Annotated in this window: 17 protein-coding genes; 13 read left to right on the forward strand and 4 right to left on the reverse strand. The window is 56.7% G+C overall.

The window, feature by feature from the left end; translation table 11 throughout:
* Nucleotides 1–28 precede the first annotated feature (28 nt).
* The 11 genes from G437_RS0101655 (at nt 29) to G437_RS0101710 (ending at nt 11790) form a co-directional block, all read left to right on the forward strand.
* The gene (locus G437_RS0101655; protein WP_024330864.1) at nt 29–1564 is read left to right on the forward strand and encodes an AMP-binding protein; all 1536 of its coding nucleotides are present in this window, start codon (nt 29–31) and stop codon (nt 1562–1564) included.
* Nucleotides 1565–1578: 14 nt separating this feature from the next.
* On the forward strand, nt 1579–2454 hold the full coding sequence (locus G437_RS0101660) for a MaoC/PaaZ C-terminal domain-containing protein (RefSeq protein ID WP_024330865.1): 876 nt from the start codon (nt 1579–1581) through the stop codon (nt 2452–2454).
* A 29-nt stretch (nt 2455–2483) separates the two neighbouring features.
* Nucleotides 2484–3803: an MFS transporter gene (locus G437_RS0101665; protein ID WP_024330866.1), complete on the forward strand. Its 1320-nt coding sequence runs from the start codon at nt 2484–2486 to the stop codon at nt 3801–3803.
* A 2-nt stretch (nt 3804–3805) separates the two neighbouring features.
* The gene (locus tag G437_RS0101670) at nt 3806–4432 is read left to right on the forward strand and encodes an MBL fold metallo-hydrolase (RefSeq protein WP_024330867.1); all 627 of its coding nucleotides are present in this window, start codon (nt 3806–3808) and stop codon (nt 4430–4432) included.
* A 209-nt stretch (nt 4433–4641) separates the two neighbouring features.
* On the forward strand, nt 4642–5400 hold the full coding sequence (locus G437_RS0101680) for an electron transfer flavoprotein subunit beta/FixA family protein (protein WP_024330868.1): 759 nt from the start codon (nt 4642–4644) through the stop codon (nt 5398–5400).
* Nucleotides 5401–5418: 18 nt separating this feature from the next.
* Nucleotides 5419–6285: an electron transfer flavoprotein subunit alpha/FixB family protein gene (locus tag G437_RS0101685; protein ID WP_024330869.1), complete on the forward strand. Its 867-nt coding sequence runs from the start codon at nt 5419–5421 to the stop codon at nt 6283–6285.
* A gap of 4 nt (nt 6286–6289) precedes the next feature.
* Complete coding sequence (locus tag G437_RS0101690) at nt 6290–7588, forward strand: FAD-dependent oxidoreductase (RefSeq protein WP_024330870.1); 1299 nt, start codon at nt 6290–6292, stop codon at nt 7586–7588.
* Nucleotides 7589–7885 (forward strand): ferredoxin family protein, encoded by a 297-nt coding sequence (locus G437_RS0101695; protein ID WP_024330871.1) that lies wholly within the window; start codon nt 7589–7591, stop codon nt 7883–7885.
* 82 nt (nt 7886–7967) lie between these two features.
* On the forward strand, nt 7968–9155 hold the full coding sequence (locus G437_RS0101700; RefSeq protein WP_024330872.1) for an ROK family protein: 1188 nt from the start codon (nt 7968–7970) through the stop codon (nt 9153–9155).
* A 7-nt stretch (nt 9156–9162) separates the two neighbouring features.
* A complete protein-coding gene (locus G437_RS0101705; RefSeq protein ID WP_024330873.1) occupies nt 9163–9870 on the forward strand; it encodes an LmeA family phospholipid-binding protein in 708 nt (235 codons plus the stop codon).
* 120 nt (nt 9871–9990) lie between these two features.
* Nucleotides 9991–11790 carry an alpha/beta-hydrolase family protein gene (locus tag G437_RS0101710; protein WP_024330874.1) on the forward strand — a complete coding sequence of 600 codons (1800 nt, stop codon included), beginning with the start codon at nt 9991–9993 and terminating at the stop codon, nt 11788–11790.
* Between the two features lie 23 nt (nt 11791–11813).
* Here the strand turns inward: G437_RS0101710 and G437_RS0101715 are convergent, their stop codons facing one another.
* Genes G437_RS0101715 through G437_RS0101730 form a run of 4 tightly spaced genes read right to left on the reverse strand, consistent with a single transcriptional unit; the run spans nt 11814 to nt 16916 of the window.
* Nucleotides 11814–12623, reverse strand: coding sequence for a CPBP family intramembrane glutamic endopeptidase (locus tag G437_RS0101715; RefSeq protein WP_060797754.1), 810 nt, complete (start codon nt 12621–12623; stop codon nt 11814–11816).
* Nucleotides 12620–13444 carry a cytochrome c biogenesis CcdA family protein gene (locus tag G437_RS0101720; protein ID WP_024330876.1) on the reverse strand — a complete coding sequence of 275 codons (825 nt, stop codon included), beginning with the start codon at nt 13442–13444 and terminating at the stop codon, nt 12620–12622. Before G437_RS0101720 ends, G437_RS0101715 begins: the two co-directional genes overlap by 4 nt.
* The gene (locus G437_RS10430; protein WP_024330877.1) at nt 13441–14289 is read right to left on the reverse strand and encodes a DsbA family protein; all 849 of its coding nucleotides are present in this window, start codon (nt 14287–14289) and stop codon (nt 13441–13443) included. Before G437_RS10430 ends, G437_RS0101720 begins: the two co-directional genes overlap by 4 nt.
* Before the next feature lie 17 nt (nt 14290–14306).
* The gene (locus tag G437_RS0101730) at nt 14307–16916 is read right to left on the reverse strand and encodes a lysylphosphatidylglycerol synthase transmembrane domain-containing protein (RefSeq protein ID WP_024330878.1); all 2610 of its coding nucleotides are present in this window, start codon (nt 16914–16916) and stop codon (nt 14307–14309) included.
* A 197-nt stretch (nt 16917–17113) separates the two neighbouring features.
* Here G437_RS0101730 and G437_RS0101735 point away from each other — a divergent pair, with 197 nt between their 5' ends.
* Together G437_RS0101735 and G437_RS11595 are read left to right on the forward strand one after the other, a co-directional pair.
* On the forward strand, nt 17114–18529 hold the full coding sequence (locus tag G437_RS0101735; protein WP_024330879.1) for a CCA tRNA nucleotidyltransferase: 1416 nt from the start codon (nt 17114–17116) through the stop codon (nt 18527–18529).
* 227 nt (nt 18530–18756) lie between these two features.
* Nucleotides 18757–20966 (forward strand): Rib/alpha-like domain-containing protein (locus G437_RS11595; protein WP_024330880.1); only part of this gene is annotated, 2210 nt, incomplete at its 3' end.

The raw sequence follows: 20966 nt of genomic DNA on the forward strand, positions 1-20966 counted from the left end.
GTGGGGTTAGCCCCATGCAGGTGAAATAATGTTTCGAACTGGCGATGGAACTACGGTGCGTAGCCTTGTGCAATACCAGGCGCAAGCGCATCCGGAGCAGGTCTTTCTGATTTACGAAGACTGCGATCTGGATGTGCGTCGGGTGTACACCTACGCCCAGTTCCATCGCCTCTCCAATCAGGCGGCGAACCTGTTTTGGTCTAGGGGAGTCCGCCCGGGCGATAGGGTAGCGGTTCAGCTGACTAATTCGCCCGAATGCCTCGAGGCTCTTGTGGGTCTTGCGAAAATTGGGGCGATTTACGTTCCCCTAAATTCTTCTTACACCACCTCTGAGTGCGCCTACATAATGTCGTTTTGCCAGGTGCGACTACTGCTCACCCAGCCCTCGCTGTACCAGATGCCCGGCATGGACGGCCTTGCCGAGGATGTGTTGATAGTTGATGGCACGCCCTCGGGCTACAATGCCCTCCGCGACGGGGAACCCACGGAATTAGTTTGCGAACATGCCCCTACCAGCAGTGACGTTGTAGAGATCATGTTCACCTCGGGTACGACCTCGACCCCTAAAGGGGTGATGTTGACCAACGCGAATATGGTTTTTTCGGGGCTGTACGTGAATTGGCAGCTCGCGATGAACAGCGAAGATCGCTACATGACTTCCATGTGCGCCTCCCACGTAAATTTCCAACTGTCGGCGCTGTTGCCGGTGCTGACCGCTGGAGCAACTTTGATTATGGCTTCGCGCTATTCTGCAACCAGGTTTTGGCGGCAGACTTTGCGCAATGATGCCACGTTGGTTCAGTCGATGGCGATGATGGTGCGCACTATGATGCGTCAGCCCCATTTCGAGGGCGAACGCGAGCACCGGGTTCGGCAAGTCCACTATTTCCTTCCCCTCTCTAAACCCGAGAAGGCTGCGTTTGAGGAACGTTTCGGGGTGAGCCTGCTGAACAATTACGGTTCCACCGAATCCCTGGTGGGAGTCATTACCGATTATCCTTACGGGCCCAGAAATTGGCCCTCAATTGGCCGGGTGGGCCCAGGATACGCGGCCCGAATTGTCGATGCTGAAGGGCGGGAACTGCCGGCCGGCGAGTGCGGCGAGATCCTGATTCGCGGCGAGGCTGGCTACTCGCTGATGGCCGGATATTGGAATGATCCGCAGGCAACTGCCAAGGCAATTGACGCCGACGGCTGGTACCACACCGGCGACTACGGCGTAGTAGACAACGACGGGTGGTTCTATTTTGCCGACCGCCACATTGACCTGATCAAGCGCGGCGGGGAAAACATCTCCACTACTGAGGTGGAAAACATTTTGGAAGAAATTCCCGGAGTAGCTGAGGCGGCGGTGGTGGGAGTACCCGATCCGGTGCGCGACCAAGCCGTCAAAGCTGTCCTTGTTTTAGAGCCCGGCTCAAATATTACCGAGGCCGACGTAGCGGCTTATGCCGAAACAAACCTGGCCTCTTTCAAAGTCCCCTCCGTAATCGAATTCCGCAAGGCTCTGCCGCGCGGAGCCTACGGAAAGCTCCTGAAGCATCTATTGGTGCCAAACAACTAAAAGAAAGGAATGCCATGGCTATTAACACTGATATGGTCGGGCAAACATTTGGTCCCTTCACCCGCGATTACACGTTCCGCGACCTGGAGCTATTCGCCCTGGGCTGTGGGGCCGGTATAGACGGCAAAGACGGCCTCGAGTACCTGAACGAGAAGGATCCCCAGAACCCGCAGTTGAAGGTGCTGCCCATGTTCGGCGCGATGCTGATCGTCGACAGCGAAGTTACTCGCACCATCGACTACGGCTACAACTACGCCGGGTCGTTGCACTGGGGCTTCGACATCAAGTTCCACCAGCCGATCACTAAGATGGCCGACCATCTTGAAACCAAGGTGAAGCTGGAGGGGCTATACGACCGCGGCGAAGGTCGCGGCCTGCTCGCCCAGCATATCGGCGATACTTACGATTCCGAGGGCAACTTGCTATTCACCAACGAGTCTTGGGACTGCCTGATCTACGACGGCGGCTGGGGTGGGCCTAAGCCCCCGAAGGATCTTGTGGATATGCCAGATCGCGCCCCCGACTACGAAATCAGCGAGCGCATTCCCGAAAATCAGGCGCTAATCTACCGCCTGTCGGGGGACTACCACCCGCAGCACATCGACTGGGAATACGCTGCTAAGAACGGCGAGCCCCGCCCGATCCTGCACGCTATTTCGTACGCGGGCGTAGTGATGCGCCACGCAATCAACCAGTTCGTGCCTGGGGAACCAGAACGCATTACTCGCTTTAAGACTCGCATCACCTCGCCGGTGCATCCCGGCTCGGTTCTGAAGACCCAACTGTGGAAGGTTGGCGAGGGCGAGTTGCGTTTCCGTCTTGTTGATGAAGATTTTGAAAAGACCGGAGCAAAGCCCCACCTGAACTGGGGAATTATCGAATACCGCTAAGTGGAAGTTAGAAGAGAAGAGGGTTAGTCGTGGCAAAAAAGGCAGTACTACTAGATGACTTGGGGGTTACCCCTTTCTTGCGTCGCGTCACCCTGTTTTCTTCCGGAGGCCCTTTCCTGGAGGGCTACGTGTTGGGAATCGTAGGCATCGCCATGGTGAAGATGGTTCCCGATCTGAAACTTACGGACTCGCAGGTGGGGGCGATTGGTACGATCGCCCTCGCCGGCCTGTTCGTAGGTGCCGTGCTGGGGGGTTGGGCTACCGACAAACTGGGGCGGCGAAAGATGTTTGTAATCGACGTTTTGGCAATCGCGGCCCTTTCCGTTGCGAATCTATTCGTGGCAGATGCATTTCAACTGATCGCCGTGCGTTTTCTGATTGGGGTCGCTATCGGGGCTGATTACCCGATTGCAACTTCGATGATTGCCGAATTTACTCCCCGTAGGTATAGAGCCATCTCTATGGGGTTCATAGCCGCGATCTGGTACGTGGGCGCGAACGTTTCCTACACCATAGGCTACCTGGTGCTCGAGTGGAACAATGGCTGGCGGTGGGCACTGGCGTCCTCGCTAATTCCCTGCGTAATTATTTTGGTGGGCCGCTGGTCTATCCCCGAATCTCCCAGATGGCTGTATTCAAAGGGGCGCAAAGACGAGGCGGACCAAATCCTGTACCAAATTTTCGGCCAGCCCGTAATTTTGGAAGAAGAACCCGAAGAACGCACCCGTTTCAGTGAAATTTTCCGAGGAAGCTACCTGAAACGCATCCTGTTCGTAGGTTCCATTTGGTTGTGTCAGGCAATCCCAATGTTTGCGATTTACACCTACGGCCCCCAAATTATGGGTGCCTTTGGGTTTGGTTCTGGCAGGGGCGTGCTCATAGGCGAAACTATCGTGGGCACCTTCTTCCTGGTGGGCACTATTCCCGCAATGTTCTTGGCCGAGTGGATGGGACGCCGCCCTCTTATAATCTATTCTTTTGTGCTGATGACGGCAGCTATGGCGGTGCTCGGATTCTACAAGGGCGCCCCCATAGCGGTGGTAATCGGCTGTTTTGCGGTGTACGCGATTTGTTCGGGCGGACCGGGCAATTTGCAATGGCTATACCCCAACGAGTTGTTTCCTACCGAAGTGCGTGCCTCGGCTATGGGCGTGGCAATGGCGTTTAGCCGAATCGGCACCGTATTTTCGATCTACCTCCTGCCCGGCCTGATCAATACCCGCGGTATTGAGGCCGTTATGCTGATGGGCGCGGGCATATCGGCGCTGGGTTGCCTGGTGTCCGTGCTCTTTGCCCCCGAGACGAAGGGGCTCACTCTTGCTGCAGCCAGCTCTATCGAGGGAAGGTAAAAATGTACAGCATAGAAAAACATGTAGTTAGTTCTTACGACACGAATTGCTATTTTCTGAATAGCGAAAATGACACCCTTATTATTGATCCGGGCGATAATCCGCACCTGCTGTTAAAGGAGTTGCGTTTTAAAAACCCGGTGGCGATCGTGGTGACGCACTGCCACAGTGACCATATCAGCGCAATAAACGAGCTCGTTGCCGAGTATCCAATTCCCGTGTTGGTAGGCCAGGATGACCAGGCGGGGCTCGCCGATCCGCACCTATCTGGTTCTGACGACGACGGTACCTATTATAAGGTTTCGGTTCCGACTCGCGGGCTTGCCGAGGGCGAAGTTATTTCTTGGGGGGATTCGTTACTTCAGGTGCTCCACACGCCGGGGCACACGCCCGGTTCCATCTGTCTGCTGGATTTTGAAAATAGGCGGCTTTTCACAGGTGACACTCTATTTGCGGGCTCCGTTGGACGCACTGATTTTGTGCGTGGGGATGCTGCTGCGATGAGGGCTACTTGCAAGCGGTTGGCGAGCTTGGATCCGGCTCTCACTGTGTTGCCGGGGCACGGACCTTCCACTAGTTTAGAAATTGAGCAAAGGCTGAATCCATTTCTAAGCTCTTTTAGTAGCTAAAATAAATACCTAAATCTTTCCTCTAGGAATGTAGTGCAATCCTCAAAAAGAGCCTTCTACCTGGGCAAACGATATTTAATATTTCCGTCGAGAAATAAAAAGAAAATATGCTTTTTGGGGAGAAAGTCCTATTAAAAATAAATAATATGCGGTTTGATAAGAAGCAGCAAACAAAAGCGTATTCACTATTCCTGGAGGAGGAATAATAGATGACTGTTGCGGTTGCTTATAAATATGCGGCAAACCCCCAGGACGCTAACGTCCGTTCTGATGGGTCCGTCGATTGGTCTCGCGCCAAGGCTGCCGTCAGCGACTACGATCCGGTAGCCGTTGAAGTTGGCCGAAAGCTGGCAGAGGCTGCCGGCGCGGAGCTCGTTGGCATTTCTGTCGGGGGCAAGAACCTGTCGTCTTCGATGGCGAAGAAGAACGCGATGTCCAAGGGGCTCGATCGCGGGGTAATCCTGTCGGACGACGCCACCGCATCCTGGAACGCTTCGAAGGTGGCCTCCGCCCTCGCCGAACTGGCCAAGAAGGAAGAGGCTGAAGTTGTTCTTACCGGCGATTCCTCCATTGACGAGGGAGTTGGCGTAATGAGCGCGTTGGTGGCGGGCTACCTGGGCTGGCCCTGCTTCCAAGAAGTCGTCTCCATTACTCCTGCCGACGGCGGCTACGAAATTGTGCAGGCCCACGGCGGTGGCACCCGAACCCTGACCGTGTCCGGCAACGTAGTTGTGTCTGTTGCCACTGATGCGGCCCCCGTCAAGGTTCCTTCAATGAAGGACATCCTGGCTGCCGGCAAGAAGCCGGTCGAGGTAGTTGCTGCCGACGGCGTCGAGGCCGCTCCGGTTGAACTGGAAATTACCGGCACCGAGAAGCCTGCCGCCAAGGACCGCAAGAACCAGGTGTTCAGCGGCGAAGAAGCTGTTTCCGAACTTGTTGGGGCACTGCGCTCCGAGGGCGTTCTGTAAGGGAAGGATTTACTCAAAATGGCAAACGCATGGGTTATCGCGGCAGAATCGCACGTCGCAAAGCTAATCGAACTTGGTAAGAGCGTTGGCGGCACTGTTACCGTCGTTACCGTCGGCGACGTAAAAGTTGCGGGCGCAGATAAGGTTTTGAACATCGCCCTGGCGGAAGGCATTCCGGCTGAGGCTGCAGCGCCGGCAGTCGCGCAGGCGATCACCGCCCAGGCTGGGGACGTCGTTTTGGCGGCTTCCCGCCCGGTTGAGAAGGTGCTGGCTGGTGCCGTAGCGGCCAAGTTGAACGCCCCGGTGCTGACCTCCCCAATCGAAATTGGCGAGGGCACTGCGAAGGTTTCGCGTTACGGCGGCATCTCGGCCGAAACCGTCTCCTACTCCGGCCCGGCCGTTTTTATTGCCGAGGGCGGCGCTGACGCAGCCGGCGAAGAGGCAAGCGAAGCAGTTGAATTCACTGGCTTCGACGCCAAGGTCACCGCTGTTGCAGAATCTTCCACCGCCCAGGCCAACCTGGGTGATGCTCGTAAGATCGTGTCCGTAGGACGCGGTTTCAAGGCGGAAGAGGACCTGCAACTGGCCCGCGATCTGGCAAGCGCAATTGGTGCAGAGCTCGGCTGCTCCCGTCCGGTGGCGGAAGGCTCCGGCTGGTTGGGACGCGACCGCTACGTAGGCGTGTCTGGCCAGACCGTATCCCCCGACCTCTACCTGGCAGTGGGCATCTCGGGGCAGATCCAGCACACCGCTGGCATGGATTCCTCGAAGGTTGTTGTGGCAATCAACTCCGACAAGGATGCCCCCATCTTCGCCAAGGCAGACTATGGAATCGTCGGTGACCTGTACGAGGTTCTGCCGGCCCTAACCGAGGCAGTTCGATAAATCTATGACCGAAGAAGAGTACGACTTTGATGCCATCGTCATCGGTGGCGGAATCTCGGGTGCGGTTTGCGCCTACCTGCTCGCCAGCCAGGAAAAGGAAGTCCTGCTGATTGAGCGCGGGGTAGAACCTGGCTCGAAGAACCTCTCCGGCGGTGTATTCTACTGCCGCGTAATGCAGGAAATCTTCCCGAACTTCTTGGAAGAAGCCCCGATTGAACGCAAGATTACTCGAAATTGCATCTCCTTCTTGAACGAGCAATCTGCCGTAAACGTGGACTACTGGGATGGGCGGCTAGCTGAGCCTGTAAACGCGGTCACTGTACTCCGCGCAAAGTTTGACCCGTGGCTGTCGCAACAGTGCGAGGAAGCGGGCGTGACCGTGATGCCTGGCATCAAGGTCGACTCTTTGGTCAAGGAAGACGGCCGCTATGTTGGGGTTCGTGCAGGCGAGGACGAACTGAAGGCCCGTGTGATCATCGCGGCCGACGGCGTGAACTCGTTCATTTCTAAGGACGAAGGCCTGCGCGGACGCGAACCCAAGGAAAACTTGGCAGTGGGCGTCAAATCTGTGATCCAACTGGGTGAGGAGCGCATTCGCGAACGCTTCAACCTGACCGGGGACGAGGGCGCCGCCTACGCCATAGTGGGCGATTGCACCGAAGGTGTTGCCGGGGGTGGATTCATGTACACGAACAAAGAATCCGTTTCCATCGGCATAGTGGCTCGCCTAGATGACATCGAAAAGAAGGGCAAATCTTCCTCAGATCTGCATGACCACTTCCTGTCTCATCCGGCGATCGCCCCCTTCCTAAGGGATGGGGAACTACTCGAATACGGCTGCCACCTGGTAGCCGAGGGCGGCGCTAAAATGCAGCACGATCTGGTCCACCCAGGTCTGCTCGTTATCGGCGATGCCGCAGGCTTCACCCTGAACACCGGTTTCACCGTGCGGGGCATGGACCTGGCCGCAGGCAGCGCACAGGCAGCAGCTCGAGCCGTAATTTCCGCCCTCGACAAGAAAGACTATTCGAAGGAAGCGCTCTCCGCCTACATAACCGAATATGAATCTATGTTCGTTGGCAAGGACATGAAGACCTACGCCGGTGCACCCGAATTCCTCGAGAACGACGAGATGTATGGGCAAGTTGGCGAACTGGTCGCGAACGTCCTCTACGGCGTTTACAACCACGACCTGACCCCGCGCAAACACTTGGTGAAGGTTGCCTGGGATGCTTTCAAGGAATCGCCACTGAAACTAACTAAGCTAGCGAAGATCGCCGTACAAGGTATGAGGTCGATGTAAATGGAAGAATACATTGGGGGAACCGTTCCGGACCGTCTGGCAAGGAACGTCTACGAGATCGACGAGGGCAACCCGCACATTGAGGTAAACCAAGAGATCGCCAAGGCCACGGGCACAGGCAAACTGTTGGTGCGCATATGTCCCGCCCACGTCTATTCAGAAGAAGAAAACGGGGATATTGCCGTGGAATATGCGGCCTGCCTAGAGTGCGGTACTTGCCGCGCGGTAGCCGCGCCCGGTGCTTTGACCTGGCACTACCCTCAGTCCTCCATGGGCATCATGTTCCGCGAAGGCTAAGGTAAAGATAGACTGGACCCGGCCCCCTTGGGGTCGGGCCAATCTAGTATTTGGGCACAAAAGTGCCAGAAAGTGGGGGCAAGTGGCAGTCGATAAGTCAGCAATTCTAGTTGCCCACGAGATCGTAAGGCGGGGTCCGCTTGGGCGTTTAGAACTGGCTCGGGCACTTGGGCTTTCCCCGGCTTCCCTTACTCGCATCGCTAAACAGCTCATCTATTTGGGCATTGCCGAGGAGGCTAAATCCCACCCTGAACTGGATCGCGGCGAAGATCGTGCGTCTAAGACTCTGGGGCGGCCGGTTACTAATATTCGAGTGCGTGCGGGCATTTTGTTTGCCGGCATTTTGCTTTACGAGGGCGGCGCCACGGTGGCGTTGGTCGATTCAACTGGGCGCACGCGTTATTCGCACACAGAACACACTGATACTTCTTCGCCTGAGGCTATAGCTGCGCTCGTAGATCGACTGCTGAGCTCTGCCGAGGCGGCGGCTGCAAACGAATCTATTGAGGCGGCCGTGATTGCCCTCGATGGAATTGTTAGTCGCGACGGGTACGTTACTTCGTCTGCGGCTTTGTCTATGCAAGATGTCGACTTGTCGAAGTATGTCGACCCGCGCCTGTACCCCACCTGGTTTTCCAACGACGCCGATGCCCTCTCTCAGGGGGAGCTGTGGTTTGGGATCGGCAGGCAGGTCGACGATTTTGCGGTACTCACTACGGGGGCTACGGTTCGCCACGCGATTGTGCGTTCGGGGAAGCTGCTCAGCAGTGACGACGGGGGGCATAGGCGCATTGCCCACATGCCACTTTCGGGTGGGAGCGGAATCTGTTCGCTCGGGCACCGCGGCTGTGTTTCTACTGCACTTACCGTCCAGTCGTTGCGTTCGCGGGTGGCGTGGGCTCAGCCTGATCTGAAGCAAAACGACTTGAGTAATGACGAATTTATTGCGCTATTGCGCCGCCGGCTCGAGGCCGAAGACCCAGCCCTAACTCAAATCCTTTGCGGCTTCGAACATAGTTTGCACAAGGCTGTTACCGTGGTCGCCTCGGTTGCCATGGTTTCGGACGTGGTCTTGTGTGGTGCGCTTGCTGCAATTGCTGAATGGCCCGAAATGGAGTTCGCTAAGGAACTTGCTGAATTTCTCGGCCCCAACATAGACCCGATCCGGGTGCACGTGCGCAAGGGGGGCTATGCTAATTGGGCTGCCGGGGCCGGGGCAGTCGCAATAGACTGTTGGATCCGCAGGCTTGTCGAGAAGGCTACCCAGTAGGTGCGTTATGTCGAAACACTCTAATTTGAAGGCTCTGCTAGGCATCCTGATCCTGCTTGGCGTACTTGCCGTAGGGGCAGATCGCGGGGGCGTCGCCCTCGCCCAACATTTGGGGCAGTCGAAGTTGGCGGATTATGGGGCCACTGACCCACAGGTGAAGGTTCACGATTTGCCGGCGCTTCAGAACTTGGTGCGTACCAAGGTTGATTCGGCTACGGCTACGGCCTCGTCGATCGAGGTTCCCATAACCCTTGGCGAGCAAAGGGACACCCTAACTTTGCGTAACGTCACTGTGGATGCCAGGGGCCTAACGTATAAGCCGCTCACCGAGGTGAAGAAGGCCGATTTCAAGTTCCTTTTGCCGGACTCTCAGATCCAGAAGGTAATAAAGGCTAAGGGGTACGACTTGAAGGTGCACTCCACAACGAAAAATGTGGGTGTTTCCGGGACCTTGATGGGTATTGACGTAACCGGGAAGCTTGAACCGGGTGTTGGGGCGCCCACTGCCGACGGCAAACCCCAGATTGACTTCGCCCTCACCGGTGTGGATGTTGACCTCGCCGGCCTCGGTGGGGCACTTGGCTCCGGTGCGTTCGAGGGCAAATATCATCTGCCGCTCAACGATTTGCCAGCTGGAACTAGTTTGAAGTCGGTAAAACCCACTAGCGGTGGGGTGCAGGTGGAGGGGTCGCTCACTAACTTCCAGCTTCAGTAATGAGCGGGCCGGGTGCGCTCGTTTTTCCTCAGACCTTTCTAGGCAGGCGGATAAGCGTCCTCTAGACGGGGAAACGTTTATCCTAGTATTGGCTTAGCAGTTTAGGTTTTTGAGGTTATTGTGCTGGTTTCCTTTGGCCCGCATCCGGAGCGGCAACATAGTTTGCGCCAGGTGGCGTTCGGGGAGGCGGCTCGATTCTTACCTCGGTCGGTAGTTGGCCTAGTTGTGGGAACTAATATGGCGCTGGTGGTAACGGCCCCGCTGCTGCTAGTGAAGCCGCCGTGGGCGCAGGCTGCTGCGATCGGCATTTGCTCTGCGTTCGGCTACGCTTTGGGTTCACTTTTGGGGTCCCTCACCTACTGGGTGGCGAGGGCGCTGGCGCTTCAGGTGGTTGTAGAAAAACGAGTTTTGCGGCTGCTCGCCTGGGCGGTTACGGCGGGTCTGGTAGCGCTGGCACTGTGGGGGTTCGTGGCTAACTACAGGTCTGCGATGCATACTGCCGCGCTTACTGGAATGGCAAAGCCTAGTCTGCTGGTGTACGTACTGGAGGTGCTTCTGGGGGGAGCTCTAGCCTGGGGCATTTGGCAGGTGGTAAGTGCAATCCACTGGTTAGCAGTGGTGCTCGTGAAGAGCTTCAGTTCCCGCCTGCCGTTGCCTCTTGCCCGATTTACTGGGTGGGTGCTTGTGCTTTCTACCGTGGGATTGGTTTTGTACGGAGGGGTAATGCGTGGGGGGCTAGGATGGGCCTCACGCCAGGCGGCCGAATTGAACAAACAGACCTACCCAAACGCGTCAAGGCCTTCCTCTGAGCTCGTATCCGGGTCGGTGGAATCAAACGAGGATTGGGCGCTGCTGGGTAAAGAGGGGCGGGTGTTTGTCTCTAAGACGCCCTCAAAAGAAGAAATTGAAGCACTCACTAAGCTCCCCGCTACGCAGCCGATCAGGGCGTATGCTTCCGTTGCCCAGCACAAGAATGTGTCTGCCACTGCCAGGGCGGTGGTTGCAGAACTGGAGCGTGCGGGCGCTTTCGAACGCCCCGCCCTCGCCATTGTGACCACTACGGGAACCGGCTGGGTAAACAATTGGAACCCGGGTTCCTTCGAGTACGCCACCGGCGGGAATTGTGCCACCGCCGCCATGCAGTATTCGTACAATCCGTCGTGGGTTGAAATTGTGGCTAACAAAGACGAGGTGCGCCAGGCAGGTACCATGTTGGTTCGCACAGTGTTAGAAAAGGTAGCCACCTTGCCCGCTAATAAACGGCCCCGCGTGTACCTATCCGGCGAATCGCTGGGCGCCTATTCAGGGCTGGCCGCCCTCAGCGAACTTGCTAAGACCGCGCACGGTCGCAACTTAGTGTCCTTGGTTAGTGGGCAACTGTGGGTGGGAACCCCGGCGTTTACCCCCGAACGCGTGCAACTGGAACGTGCCCGCACCCACGGCAGCCCTCAAATAGCACCTGTTATTGACAATGGGAAACAGGTGCGGGTGGCAACCGCAAAAGGTGAACTACACACCGATATCTACGGGCGTGAACTGGGGCGTTGGCACTATCCGCGCACGATTTACGCCCAACATGCTTCGGATCCGGTAGCGCGCTGGGAGATACCTATTTGGACGGCCGAACCGGACTGGATGCGCGAGGACGCGGGCAAAGATGTCGATACCGCCCTGCGCTGGCACTGGTTCGTCACGTTTACCCAGCTTTCGGCAGAGCTGCCCCTGGCAATTGAAACCGAACCTGGCCATGGGCACAATTACCAGGACGAATACTTGGTGCATTGGAAAGCGCTGCTAGGGGTGCCCGGCACGATCGAACCGTGGCGGGCCAACCTGGGGGCCGAAGGATCCGTGGGCAGCGGGGTTGGGCAAGGTGCGGCCTCGGACGGGCAGATACGCGAAAAACTGCGTCAAGAATGACGTAGCCACCGTTAGGGCACGAATTACAGTACGAACACGAAGAATCCCCACAGGGCGTGGGCCAAAATGGCGGGCCACAGGTGCCCGGTCATGACGCGAACACAGTAGAAGCCAAAACCTGTAGCAATTGAGCGCACCGCAATTAACACGGCCATAGTCCAGTCTGTGCCCAGCGGAATCATCCCTATCTGCCAGAGGGCGAAGAGCACTAAAGATATGGCTACGGCCTGCCATTCGCGACGCATTAGTTTGCGGCAGGTGAGCAAGATGGTGCCACGGAACAGGAGTTCTTCAACTATGGCGATCGCTAGCACGCCCACGCCGCCGCTTAGAAGTGCCACGGTAGCGCCCGCGTGCATCTGGTAAACCGTTATGTTGTGGATGGCGATAACTGCGATTAGGAACAATTGCGCCATAGCCCCGGCCCTAACTAGGACTGGGGTGTTGCGCCTGGGAGGGTAGGTGATTGGAGCCGGCTCCAAAGACAGTTCCGAGAAGGCGCGGGCGTTAGAGGATTCTTCGTCTTCCCACGGGTCGGTGGGGCGCCGGGCCGCGCGCTCGCGGGTGGCTTGCAGCGAGGGTTCAACGAGTACGTCCATGCCGTGATCCAGGTGGCGCGCAACGAACAGGGTGAAGAAAGAAACGATCGCCAGCGGGATGACCAGCTCGAGTACGGTACTTGCGGGCGAAGTCAGCGAGGCGGGGAACCCTACTGTTGTTATTGGCAGGGTGAGCACCACGGTGGCTACTTCTCGCAGCACGAACGCACCTACGAATGTGGCTACGAGCCATCCGATCGTGGGCAGGTTAGACCGCCAATGTATGTACCTCATTTGCGTTTACTCCGTTTTTCCACCACGAGGGCGACAATTAGTGCCAGTGCCAGCCCGCCCAACAGGAGGAACAGCCAGTTGGGTACGGCCTGCCCTATTTGCAGCAGCAAGTGTTCTAAATCGGCTTGCTGTGCGGCACCCAAGATTGCAAAATCTGAGGTGCCACCGGTAGCAACTAATATTATTCCGAGTATTGCGAATAGGGCACCCCCGAGCAGGGAACCCCAGGTGGTTTGTCTGCCCAGAATTTTTACTGGGCGAGGGCGCAGCCAGTTGCGTTTAGTTTGGCTTAGTGAATTCCAAATTAGAGAAAGTACCACTATCGGGGTGAACATGCCGCAGGCGTAGGTGAACATCGTGAGCGTTCCCAGCGCCGCCGAGCCCGAGGTAACCGCCAGGGCCAGTACAGCTCCCAAAATGGGGCCGGTGCAGCCGGCTCCGGCTAGGCCGTAGCTGAGCCCCAAAAGCAACAGGGCGAGGCCGGAAACTCCCCTGTGGCGCTTTCGTTTGCTTCCCGGAAGACGCGGATGTGGGAAGGGTAGATTCAGCCCGGTCCATACCCCCAACGCTATGAGCACTATCCCTGTGCCCATCGCAATGGGGTGGCGGTAGGTAAGTAACGCCCTCGACAAAGCCCCGGCGGCTGCACCTAACGGCAGCAGGGCAACTAAGAGACCCACGAAGAAGTACAGCGTGGATCTGGCGATCTGTCCTTTTGAGGAGAAGGCGTAGGCAAAAAATGCGGGCACCAGAGTTGCAGAGCAGGGGGCAAACAGGGTGACTAGGCCACCTAAATAGGCACCCAAAAGTGTCACGCTCACTTTAGTGAGGTCCTTCCCGTGGCATCCTTGTAGGCAGCCCTAATGGTTGCCAAAAACACGCGCGGATCTTGAGCCCCAGAAATGTACCTGTCGTTTACAAAGAAAGTGGGCGTACCTTGTAGTCCCATCTCTTTTGAGGCGTGGTCGGTTTGTGCCTGCACCTTACCTAGTAGCTCTGGCGAATTGGCGTCGGCCATAAACTGTTCTACGTTTTCTATCCCGGCTTGGGTTGCCACCTGCCGTAAATTGTCCTGATTCCAGGTGGGGTGGTCCCCATTCGCGCTCAGCTGGTAGGCAGCGTCGTGGAAAGGCCAGAACTTGCCCTGTTTGGCCGCCGCCAGACCCCCTGCTGCCGCGTAGTCGGAACGAAATTGGCGGAAGAAAGCCATGTCCTTCCATTCTAGGCGCAGCACTCCCGCATCAATCAGAGGGCGCAGGTGAGAGATCGTTTGCGCCTGTGCGCGCGCACACATGGGGCAGGAGAAATCCCCGTATTCGATCATTACCACGGGGGCGTCAGCTTTGCCGAGCGCCCGTGGGTCGGAAGCTTCGCGGGCGGCCTCAGAAGCCATCAAATCGCGGGTGGCTTTGTCGGCAACCTTGCCCGCGCTCTGGGCTTTGGCGCCCTCGTCTAAAAGCCCCTGCGCGTCGGCGGGAAGAGTAGTGTCAGGATTTGCAGGCGTTTTCGAGGGCGCAGGTTGGTTGGCAGCGGGGGCTTGTGGGCTCTGGCTGCGAGTGGTGTGGTAGACCACCAGGCCAACGATTACCGCTAGAGTAGCGCAGATTGCCGCTGCTAATACTACGACCAGAATGGACGGGCGGCGTTTGGCTGCGTTTTCGGTCATAATCCCCTCTTGTCAGGCTAAATAGTGTTCTTTCGTTGCAAATACTTTAGCGCTCCCCACCCGAAGGGGACACGTAGCCAATAGGTGAGTAGACGGTAGAGCATAGCGGCCGAGAGAGCTACTGCTCCCGGAATGCCTGCGACTTGTAGGCCGCCGGTAAGGGCCGCTTCTACCGGGCCGAGACCGCCCGGGGTGGGAATTACTGACCCCAGTGTGTTGGCCGTCAAGAATGTTACGGTTAGCTGCGGGATTGGCAGGCGGTGGTCGAAGGCCATAAGGCAGGCCCCGAATGTGGCTACGTAGCAGGCAGTTTGTAGTAATACTGCGAAGGCTGAAAGGCCGATTCGTTTGGGGTCGGCCATGGCCCACACGATGCGGGGCCATACTTCGGTTAGCCACGGCTTGAGCCAGGCCATGATGCGTTTGCGTAGGGGGGCTATTTCAGCGATCACTATGACCACGGCGGCGATCCCTACCAGCACCATGAATAGGGTGCGTCCGGGGATTCGCACTGATCCGTCCTGGCCGGTAATGACTACCACGATGGCCAGTGCGATAACAGTAAATACGAATTGGGCTGCCTGTACGAGCGCTACTGTGGCTACTCCCAGCGAAGGGGCAACTCCTTTTTTCTGTAGGTAACGCAGGTTTAGTGCAGCTGGGCCCACCCCTGAGGGGGCGACTAGCGCTACTACGGAGGCTGCTACCTGTACCAGTGTGGTTTCGCCGACGGGTAGTTTTTCGGGGGTTAGGTATTTCAGGTTGAGGGCGGCTCCCAGGTAGGAGGCGAAGGCAAAGAAGGCGGCCACTATTATCCACCCCGGGCGGGCTCCAGTAATTGCGGTTTTGAGTTCGTCGATGTTTAGTGAGCCCGCCACTACTACTAGGGCGCCTACGCCGATGGCGGCAAACACTGTTCGCTTCCAGTTGAAGCGGGTTAGCTCCACCATTTCGACTTCGGAGGTGGGGTCTTGTTCGCCCAGTAGTTCTTCGCGCAGAGGCCCGAGCAGTTTGTGTTTGCCGGCTAGGCGGGAAGTTACTGACGGCAATGCTATGCGTTGGGTAACGGGAACAATTTGCCGCAACACCCCTTGGCCGAGTTCCTCTCGAGCAATTTTCAGGGCTTTGTCCCAGCCCATCGCGAAGATGTGGACCACTAGCATTTGGAAGAGGTCGACGCGCTGGTTCAGTTCTGAGGCTGCGATTTCGCCGGCTTCCCAGTGCATGATTGCCGGTTCTGCGTTTGCGGTAATGCCGATTGCGTCCGGGGTTAGGTTGCGGTGGGCGAGCCCGGAGGCGTGGGCTTTACGCAACTGCCGCCAGAGGGAGCGAGCCCCGGCGGTCGAGAGGGGGGCGCCTTGCGCGATAGCGCTTGAACCGCCACTTTCGCGAGGGTCTGCGTTGCGGGTGGCAACTGGGCGGGCTTGCGGGGTTTCCTCGTAAATCATTAGGGCGCTTTCCCCGCTCTGGCTGACTTTTACCAGACGGGGTGCGTTCACTCCGGCGCTTGTGGCTGCTGAGGCCATTAGGGTGGCGCGCTCTAGGGCGCCTCGGAGGGTAGCCGGGTTGGGCCCAGACAATCCGCGTAGGCGCAGGGAATCCCAGAGGCGTTCGATCCATCCTAGGTAGTTGCGGTTGGAATCTAATACTGCGATTTCGTAGTGACGCCCGTCGTAATCTTCCATTGCGTAGTGGCGGGAATCTACTGCGGAGGGCCAGGCGGCTTTGTCTGCTACGATCTTGCCTTCCCCCACCAGTTGGGTTTGTAAGATCAGGTGCCCCCGTTTAGAGGTAACGGGTGAGACTTGCCAAACTTTTGATGGCCCCCCTGCAGGCTGACCTAGGCGAGTGAGCGATTTGGGGTGCAACCCGGCGGCCCGCACGGCCCCAACTAGAGCTGGGCCTTTCGCCCTCCTGTCGATGACCCCGACTGCGTAACGGCCCGCGAGCCCCAACATGCGTCCGATAGCTACTGACAGTAGAGCCGCCGAGAGGGTGGAGCGGTTTTGGATCAGCGAAATGAAAAGGGTGATCCAGATGCCGCTCCAAGATAGCGCTATCACGCGCTCGCGGGAGCGCTCGCCCGCGCAGGTGATCATTCCGACTAGTGCTGCGACCGGGATGTTGAGGGCGATTACTAGTGCGCCGCCTTCGGTGATGGTGAAGGCGGTGAGCAGGTGTTTGGGCAGTAGGGTGAGTGCTTCGGTGGCGCCCCAGGCGCTAATTCCGGCAACTATCGCTACTAGCACGGCCTCGAGTATTAGGCGCCATAGTTCTTTTACTGCCAGGAGGACAAGCACTGCTACGGGGATGGCTAGTACGAGGGCGTTTTCTACAATCCGGAGGGGGAAGAAGACTATTTCTTGTAGTCGGGAGGCGGCGTGTTGCACGTCTGAGGTTATTGCGATTGAGGTTTCGGTGCCCACCATCGAGATGAGCACAAGGGAGGCTGCGAGTAGTGCCGTGAATACTAGTTGCACTAGGTCGTCTGGGCGGTGGACGCGGCGCGCCTGGGAGTCTGTGAGGGTGGTGGGCGCCTCGGATTGGGTGGCGATTTCTTTTTGGGGGACTGCGCGCACCCATGGCAGCGTGGTTGTCCACGTGTTTGTAGAGCCCGGTTTTCCCATAGGGAATATGTTAGTAGAAACGCCCTAACTGTCCCAGTTCTAAGCGGAATTGGGTGTTTGTTGTCAATTTTGTTTGTTTATTGGCGGGCGGTTTCGATTAGGGTTGTCTTATGCAGAAATATCCTGAGCCCATTGCCGATGCTGAACGTTTGCCCGATGTTGCCGAGGTGGGTATGGCTGCTGCTGCGCAGGTAGCTATGAAGAATGCACATGCGGCGCTTGCGCTTATCCCAAAGGAAGTTTTTGCGCTGGCGCAGGTGTTCGTTGATGCTGGCCACCAGATTGCGCTTGTTGGGGGGCCGGTTCGGGACGCGTTTTTGGGGTTGCGCCCGCACGATTTTGATTTGACTACTTCGGCCCGGCCGGAACAGACGGAGGCTTTGTTGAAGGAGGCTGGGGCTACCACCTGGGATGTGGGCAGGGCGTTTGGCACTATTGGTGGGCGCTTGCACGACACGGTTGTCGAGATTACTACCTACCGCACCGACGAATATGAGGTGGGGTCGCGTAAGCCGCAGGTAGCTTATGGGGATTCGTTGGAGGGCGATCTTACCCGGCGCGATTTTACTGTGAACGCTATGGGGATTCGGCTTCCCGATATGACCTTGGTAGATCCGCTTGGGGGGTTGGCCGATTTGTTGGCGGGGACGCTGCGCACGCCAGTTTCTGCTGAGCAGTCGTTTGACGACGACCCGTTGCGCATTATGCGTGCAGCTCGCTTTGCGTCGCAGCTGGGTTTCGATGTTGCCGAGGACGTGATGCAGGCTATGAGTGAGCAGGCGGAGCGGCTATCGATTGTGTCTGCAGAGCGTATCCAGGCAGAATTAGTTCGGCTTATGGTGGGTAAGCGCCCTAGGGTCGGATTGGAGCTGATGACGCACACCGGTGTGGCGGACCTTGTGTTGCCGGAGTTTTCGCGTTTGCGCCAGACTGTTGACGAACACAAGAGGCACAAGGATGTCTACGAGCACACTCTGACGGTGTTGGAGCAGGCTATGTCTATGGAGACGGGCCCCGACGGGGCGGTTCCGGCTCCGGATTTTATTTTGCGTTTTGCGGCTATCATGCACGACGTGGGTAAGCCGGATACGCGTAGGTTTGAAGCTAACGGGACTGTGTCATTTCACCATCACGAGATTGTGGGAGCAAAGCTCACGCGCAAGCGGATGCGGGCTTTGAAGTTCGATAAGGACACTACCAAGAAAGTTTGTCGCCTGGTCGAGTTGCATTTGCGTTTTCATGGTTATGGGGAGCAAGCGTGGACGGATTCGGCGGTGCGCCGGTACGCGGCCGATGCTGGTCCACTGCTGGAAAGGTTGCATCGGCTGACTAGGGCTGATTGCACTACTCGCAACAGGCGCAAGGCTGCCTACCTTTCGCATGCTTATGACGATCTGGAGCGGCGCATTGCCGAGCTGGCTAAGCAGGAGGAGTTGGATTCCATTCGCCCGGATTTGGACGGGCAGCAGATTATGGACTTGCTGCAGATTGATCCTGGTCCCCAGGTGGGCAAGGCGTATAAGTTCTTGTTGCAGTTGCGTATGGACGAGGGGCCGCTTGGGCAGGATGTGGCAAAGGAACGCCTGCTTTCGTGGTGGGATGCGCAGCAGTAGTTTTGCTCAGGTTTGCGCCTAGAAGCAATTGCCCGCTGCGTTCTTCTAATAACGCGAATTGGGTATAACAGCAGGTGGAAAGCTATTCACTTGTAAGTGACTAAGGTCACAGTTGTGTGTGAATGGTAACACTGCTTGTTAGGCTGAATGGGTACATACCGTAGCGTATTTATAAAGCTGGCTGTGTTTAGTCAGGGTACCTACGGTGCCTCAACTCAGGAGGGCCCATGAGCCTAAAGCGCAATCCGTTGATCTTTACCCCTCGTCCACTAGCAGCTGGTCTTGGCGTTGTAGCGTTAACCGCCGGTGGCATGTTGCTATCTCCAGTAGTTATTTCCCCGGCAGTTGCTGAAAATACGCCGATTTCATCGCCCGGCTCATATCAGGGCTATAAGACTGTGTCTGGGCAGGTTTTCGTTGATAGGTCGGGTCCGCGTGGGGAGCTGGATGGCAAACAGTCGTGGACGGCTTATGACGATTCGGATGTGCCCCTGTCTGGGGTCAAAGTCTACGCGCAGTGGGTGGACGATGATTCCGCCAAGACTGTTTCCCCGATTTATACTTCTACTTCTGGCGATGATGGAAAGTATTCAATTTCGTTGCCGGATTGGACGGATTCGCTAGGCAACAAGCATGCTTTTAAGGCCAACTCAACCCAAAAACTTCGTATATGGTCTGAAAATCCGGACGATTCGAAGTACATTTCCTCTTTTTCGGAGGGCTTCCAGACTTTCGCTAATAGCGTCCAGCGAGTGCACGGGTTCTGGAATAGCTTGCCTAGTAGCAGGAACGCGGTTGATTTCAACGTTTCGTTCCAGGAACGTCCCCAAAATGACGTTATGCACCTGCCGGAAGATAAACAAACTAATTTGACTCCAACTAAGACTGGTGGCGATGTGCTTGGCACCGTCTGGTGGGATCAGCGGAATAACTATGGTGCATCTGGCGACATTCCCGGGCTCGATCCCGCCTGGGGCGATAAGCCCATTGAGGGAATGAAGGTTCGCGCTTCTTATGTTCAAGACGAAGTGGCTCGCCAGTTCGACAAGTGGCTAGCCGACAATAAGGGCGCTACGTTGGATCAGTTCCGCGATGCTCAAAAGCAAATTATGAAGCAGTACGAGGCGGATAATCCGGGCAAGTCTGCTATTGCCGAAACTGCGTATGCATTGACTAAGGCTGACGGCTCTTACCAGATCCAATTCCAGGGCTTGTGGGGCGACAGCTATAACTACAAGGGGATCGTAAATAAGAACAAGTACGGCGAGCTGGCACCTGTTGGGCAGGGTTCTTGGGCCAAGGGAAATCTCTCTTCCAAACACGTGAATACAAAGTACATGTACGTTTCCCCCGAGCTGCCCGAGGGAATAGGCGGTTCGCTAGATACCATGCAAACAAACATGTACCAGGATGCTGGCAGAAATGACCTGTATGTGGATTCAAATGCTCTAAGTGGCGTTACCAGCATGGATTTTGCGCTTAAGCAGGAAAACCGCAAATTTGACGTGGTGGAATACGATTCTACCGACAAGTTGGCGAAGCCGGCCGATACGGCAAATACTGAAGCTTCCGGATTTAATCCGGGTCTAGACTATGACGTTGTTTGGACAGATTCGGCTGGAAACCAAGTCGGCAAGTGCACGGTTACCTCTTCAAATGTAGGCAAGATCGAGTCCTGCCCGTTTACTGTTCCGGACGATTTGGATCAGGCACAAATTTATACCGCCACGATTTACCCGAAGGGCGATACTACAACAGCGCTTGCAGCTGATAACTTCGCAGCCACGCCAGAGCCTCAGTACAAACCTATCGAGGTCGAGGCAGGTGGTTCGGACACGGTGCCTGTTCCCGTTACCAAGGCTGGCAAGCCTCTCCACGAGGGGACTACTTTTGCGGCGCCAAATGCCCAGGAGCTACCGGAGGGGATCGAGGCTGGACCTGACTGGGCCACGGTCAATGCCGATGGGTCTATTTCTCTGGCTCCGGGTGCTGATGTGAAGCCAGGCGAATACAAAGTTCCAGTTAAGATCACCTATCCCAACGGGCAGTCACGCATTATAGAAGCACCCGTTACGGTGAAGGAGAAATCTAAGACTGCTGATGTGGTTGATCCTTCTTATGGTGATGGTGTTTCGGTCAAGGCTGGTGAGTCTGGTTCTGTTTCGGTTCCTAAGGGTGCTGATGGGAGTGCGTTGCCGGAGGGGTCTAAGTTTGGTCCTGGTGATGGTGTGCCTGGTTGGGTGACTGTTAATGGTGATGGTTCTCTTAGTGTTGAGCCGGGTGCTGATGTTGAGCCGGGTGATTATAAGGTTCCGGTGGTGGTGACTTATCCGGATGGGTCTTCGGATACGGTTAGTGTTCCGGTGAAGGTGGGGCCTGCTGATAAGAAGCCGGTTGCTGATGTGGTTGATCCTTCTTATGGTGATGGTGTTTCGGT

The organism is Winkia neuii subsp. neuii DSM 8576 (genome assembly GCF_000420405.1).
In the GTDB taxonomy this organism is placed as follows: Bacteria; Actinomycetota; Actinomycetes; order Actinomycetales; family Actinomycetaceae; genus Winkia; species Winkia neuii.

Coding starts and splice junctions, on each gene's coding strand:
- G437_RS0101655 (WP_024330864.1), top strand. CDS start 29: ATGTTTCGAACTGGCGATGGAACTACGGTGCGTAGCCTTGTGCAATAC.
- G437_RS0101660 (WP_024330865.1), top strand. CDS start 1,579: ATGGCTATTAACACTGATATGGTCGGGCAAACATTTGGTCCCTTCACC.
- G437_RS0101670 (WP_024330867.1), top strand. CDS start 3,806: ATGTACAGCATAGAAAAACATGTAGTTAGTTCTTACGACACGAATTGC.
- G437_RS0101680 (WP_024330868.1), top strand. CDS start 4,642: ATGACTGTTGCGGTTGCTTATAAATATGCGGCAAACCCCCAGGACGCT.
- G437_RS0101685 (WP_024330869.1), top strand. CDS start 5,419: ATGGCAAACGCATGGGTTATCGCGGCAGAATCGCACGTCGCAAAGCTA.
- G437_RS0101690 (WP_024330870.1), top strand. CDS start 6,290: ATGACCGAAGAAGAGTACGACTTTGATGCCATCGTCATCGGTGGCGGA.
- G437_RS0101695 (WP_024330871.1), top strand. CDS start 7,589: ATGGAAGAATACATTGGGGGAACCGTTCCGGACCGTCTGGCAAGGAAC.
- G437_RS0101705 (WP_024330873.1), top strand. CDS start 9,163: ATGTCGAAACACTCTAATTTGAAGGCTCTGCTAGGCATCCTGATCCTG.
- G437_RS0101715 (WP_060797754.1), bottom strand. CDS start 12,623: ATGAGGTACATACATTGGCGGTCTAACCTGCCCACGATCGGATGGCTC.
- G437_RS10430 (WP_024330877.1), bottom strand. CDS start 14,289: ATGACCGAAAACGCAGCCAAACGCCGCCCGTCCATTCTGGTCGTAGTA.
- G437_RS0101730 (WP_024330878.1), bottom strand. CDS start 16,916: ATGGGAAAACCGGGCTCTACAAACACGTGGACAACCACGCTGCCATGG.
- G437_RS0101735 (WP_024330879.1), top strand. CDS start 17,114: ATGAAGAATGCACATGCGGCGCTTGCGCTTATCCCAAAGGAAGTTTTT.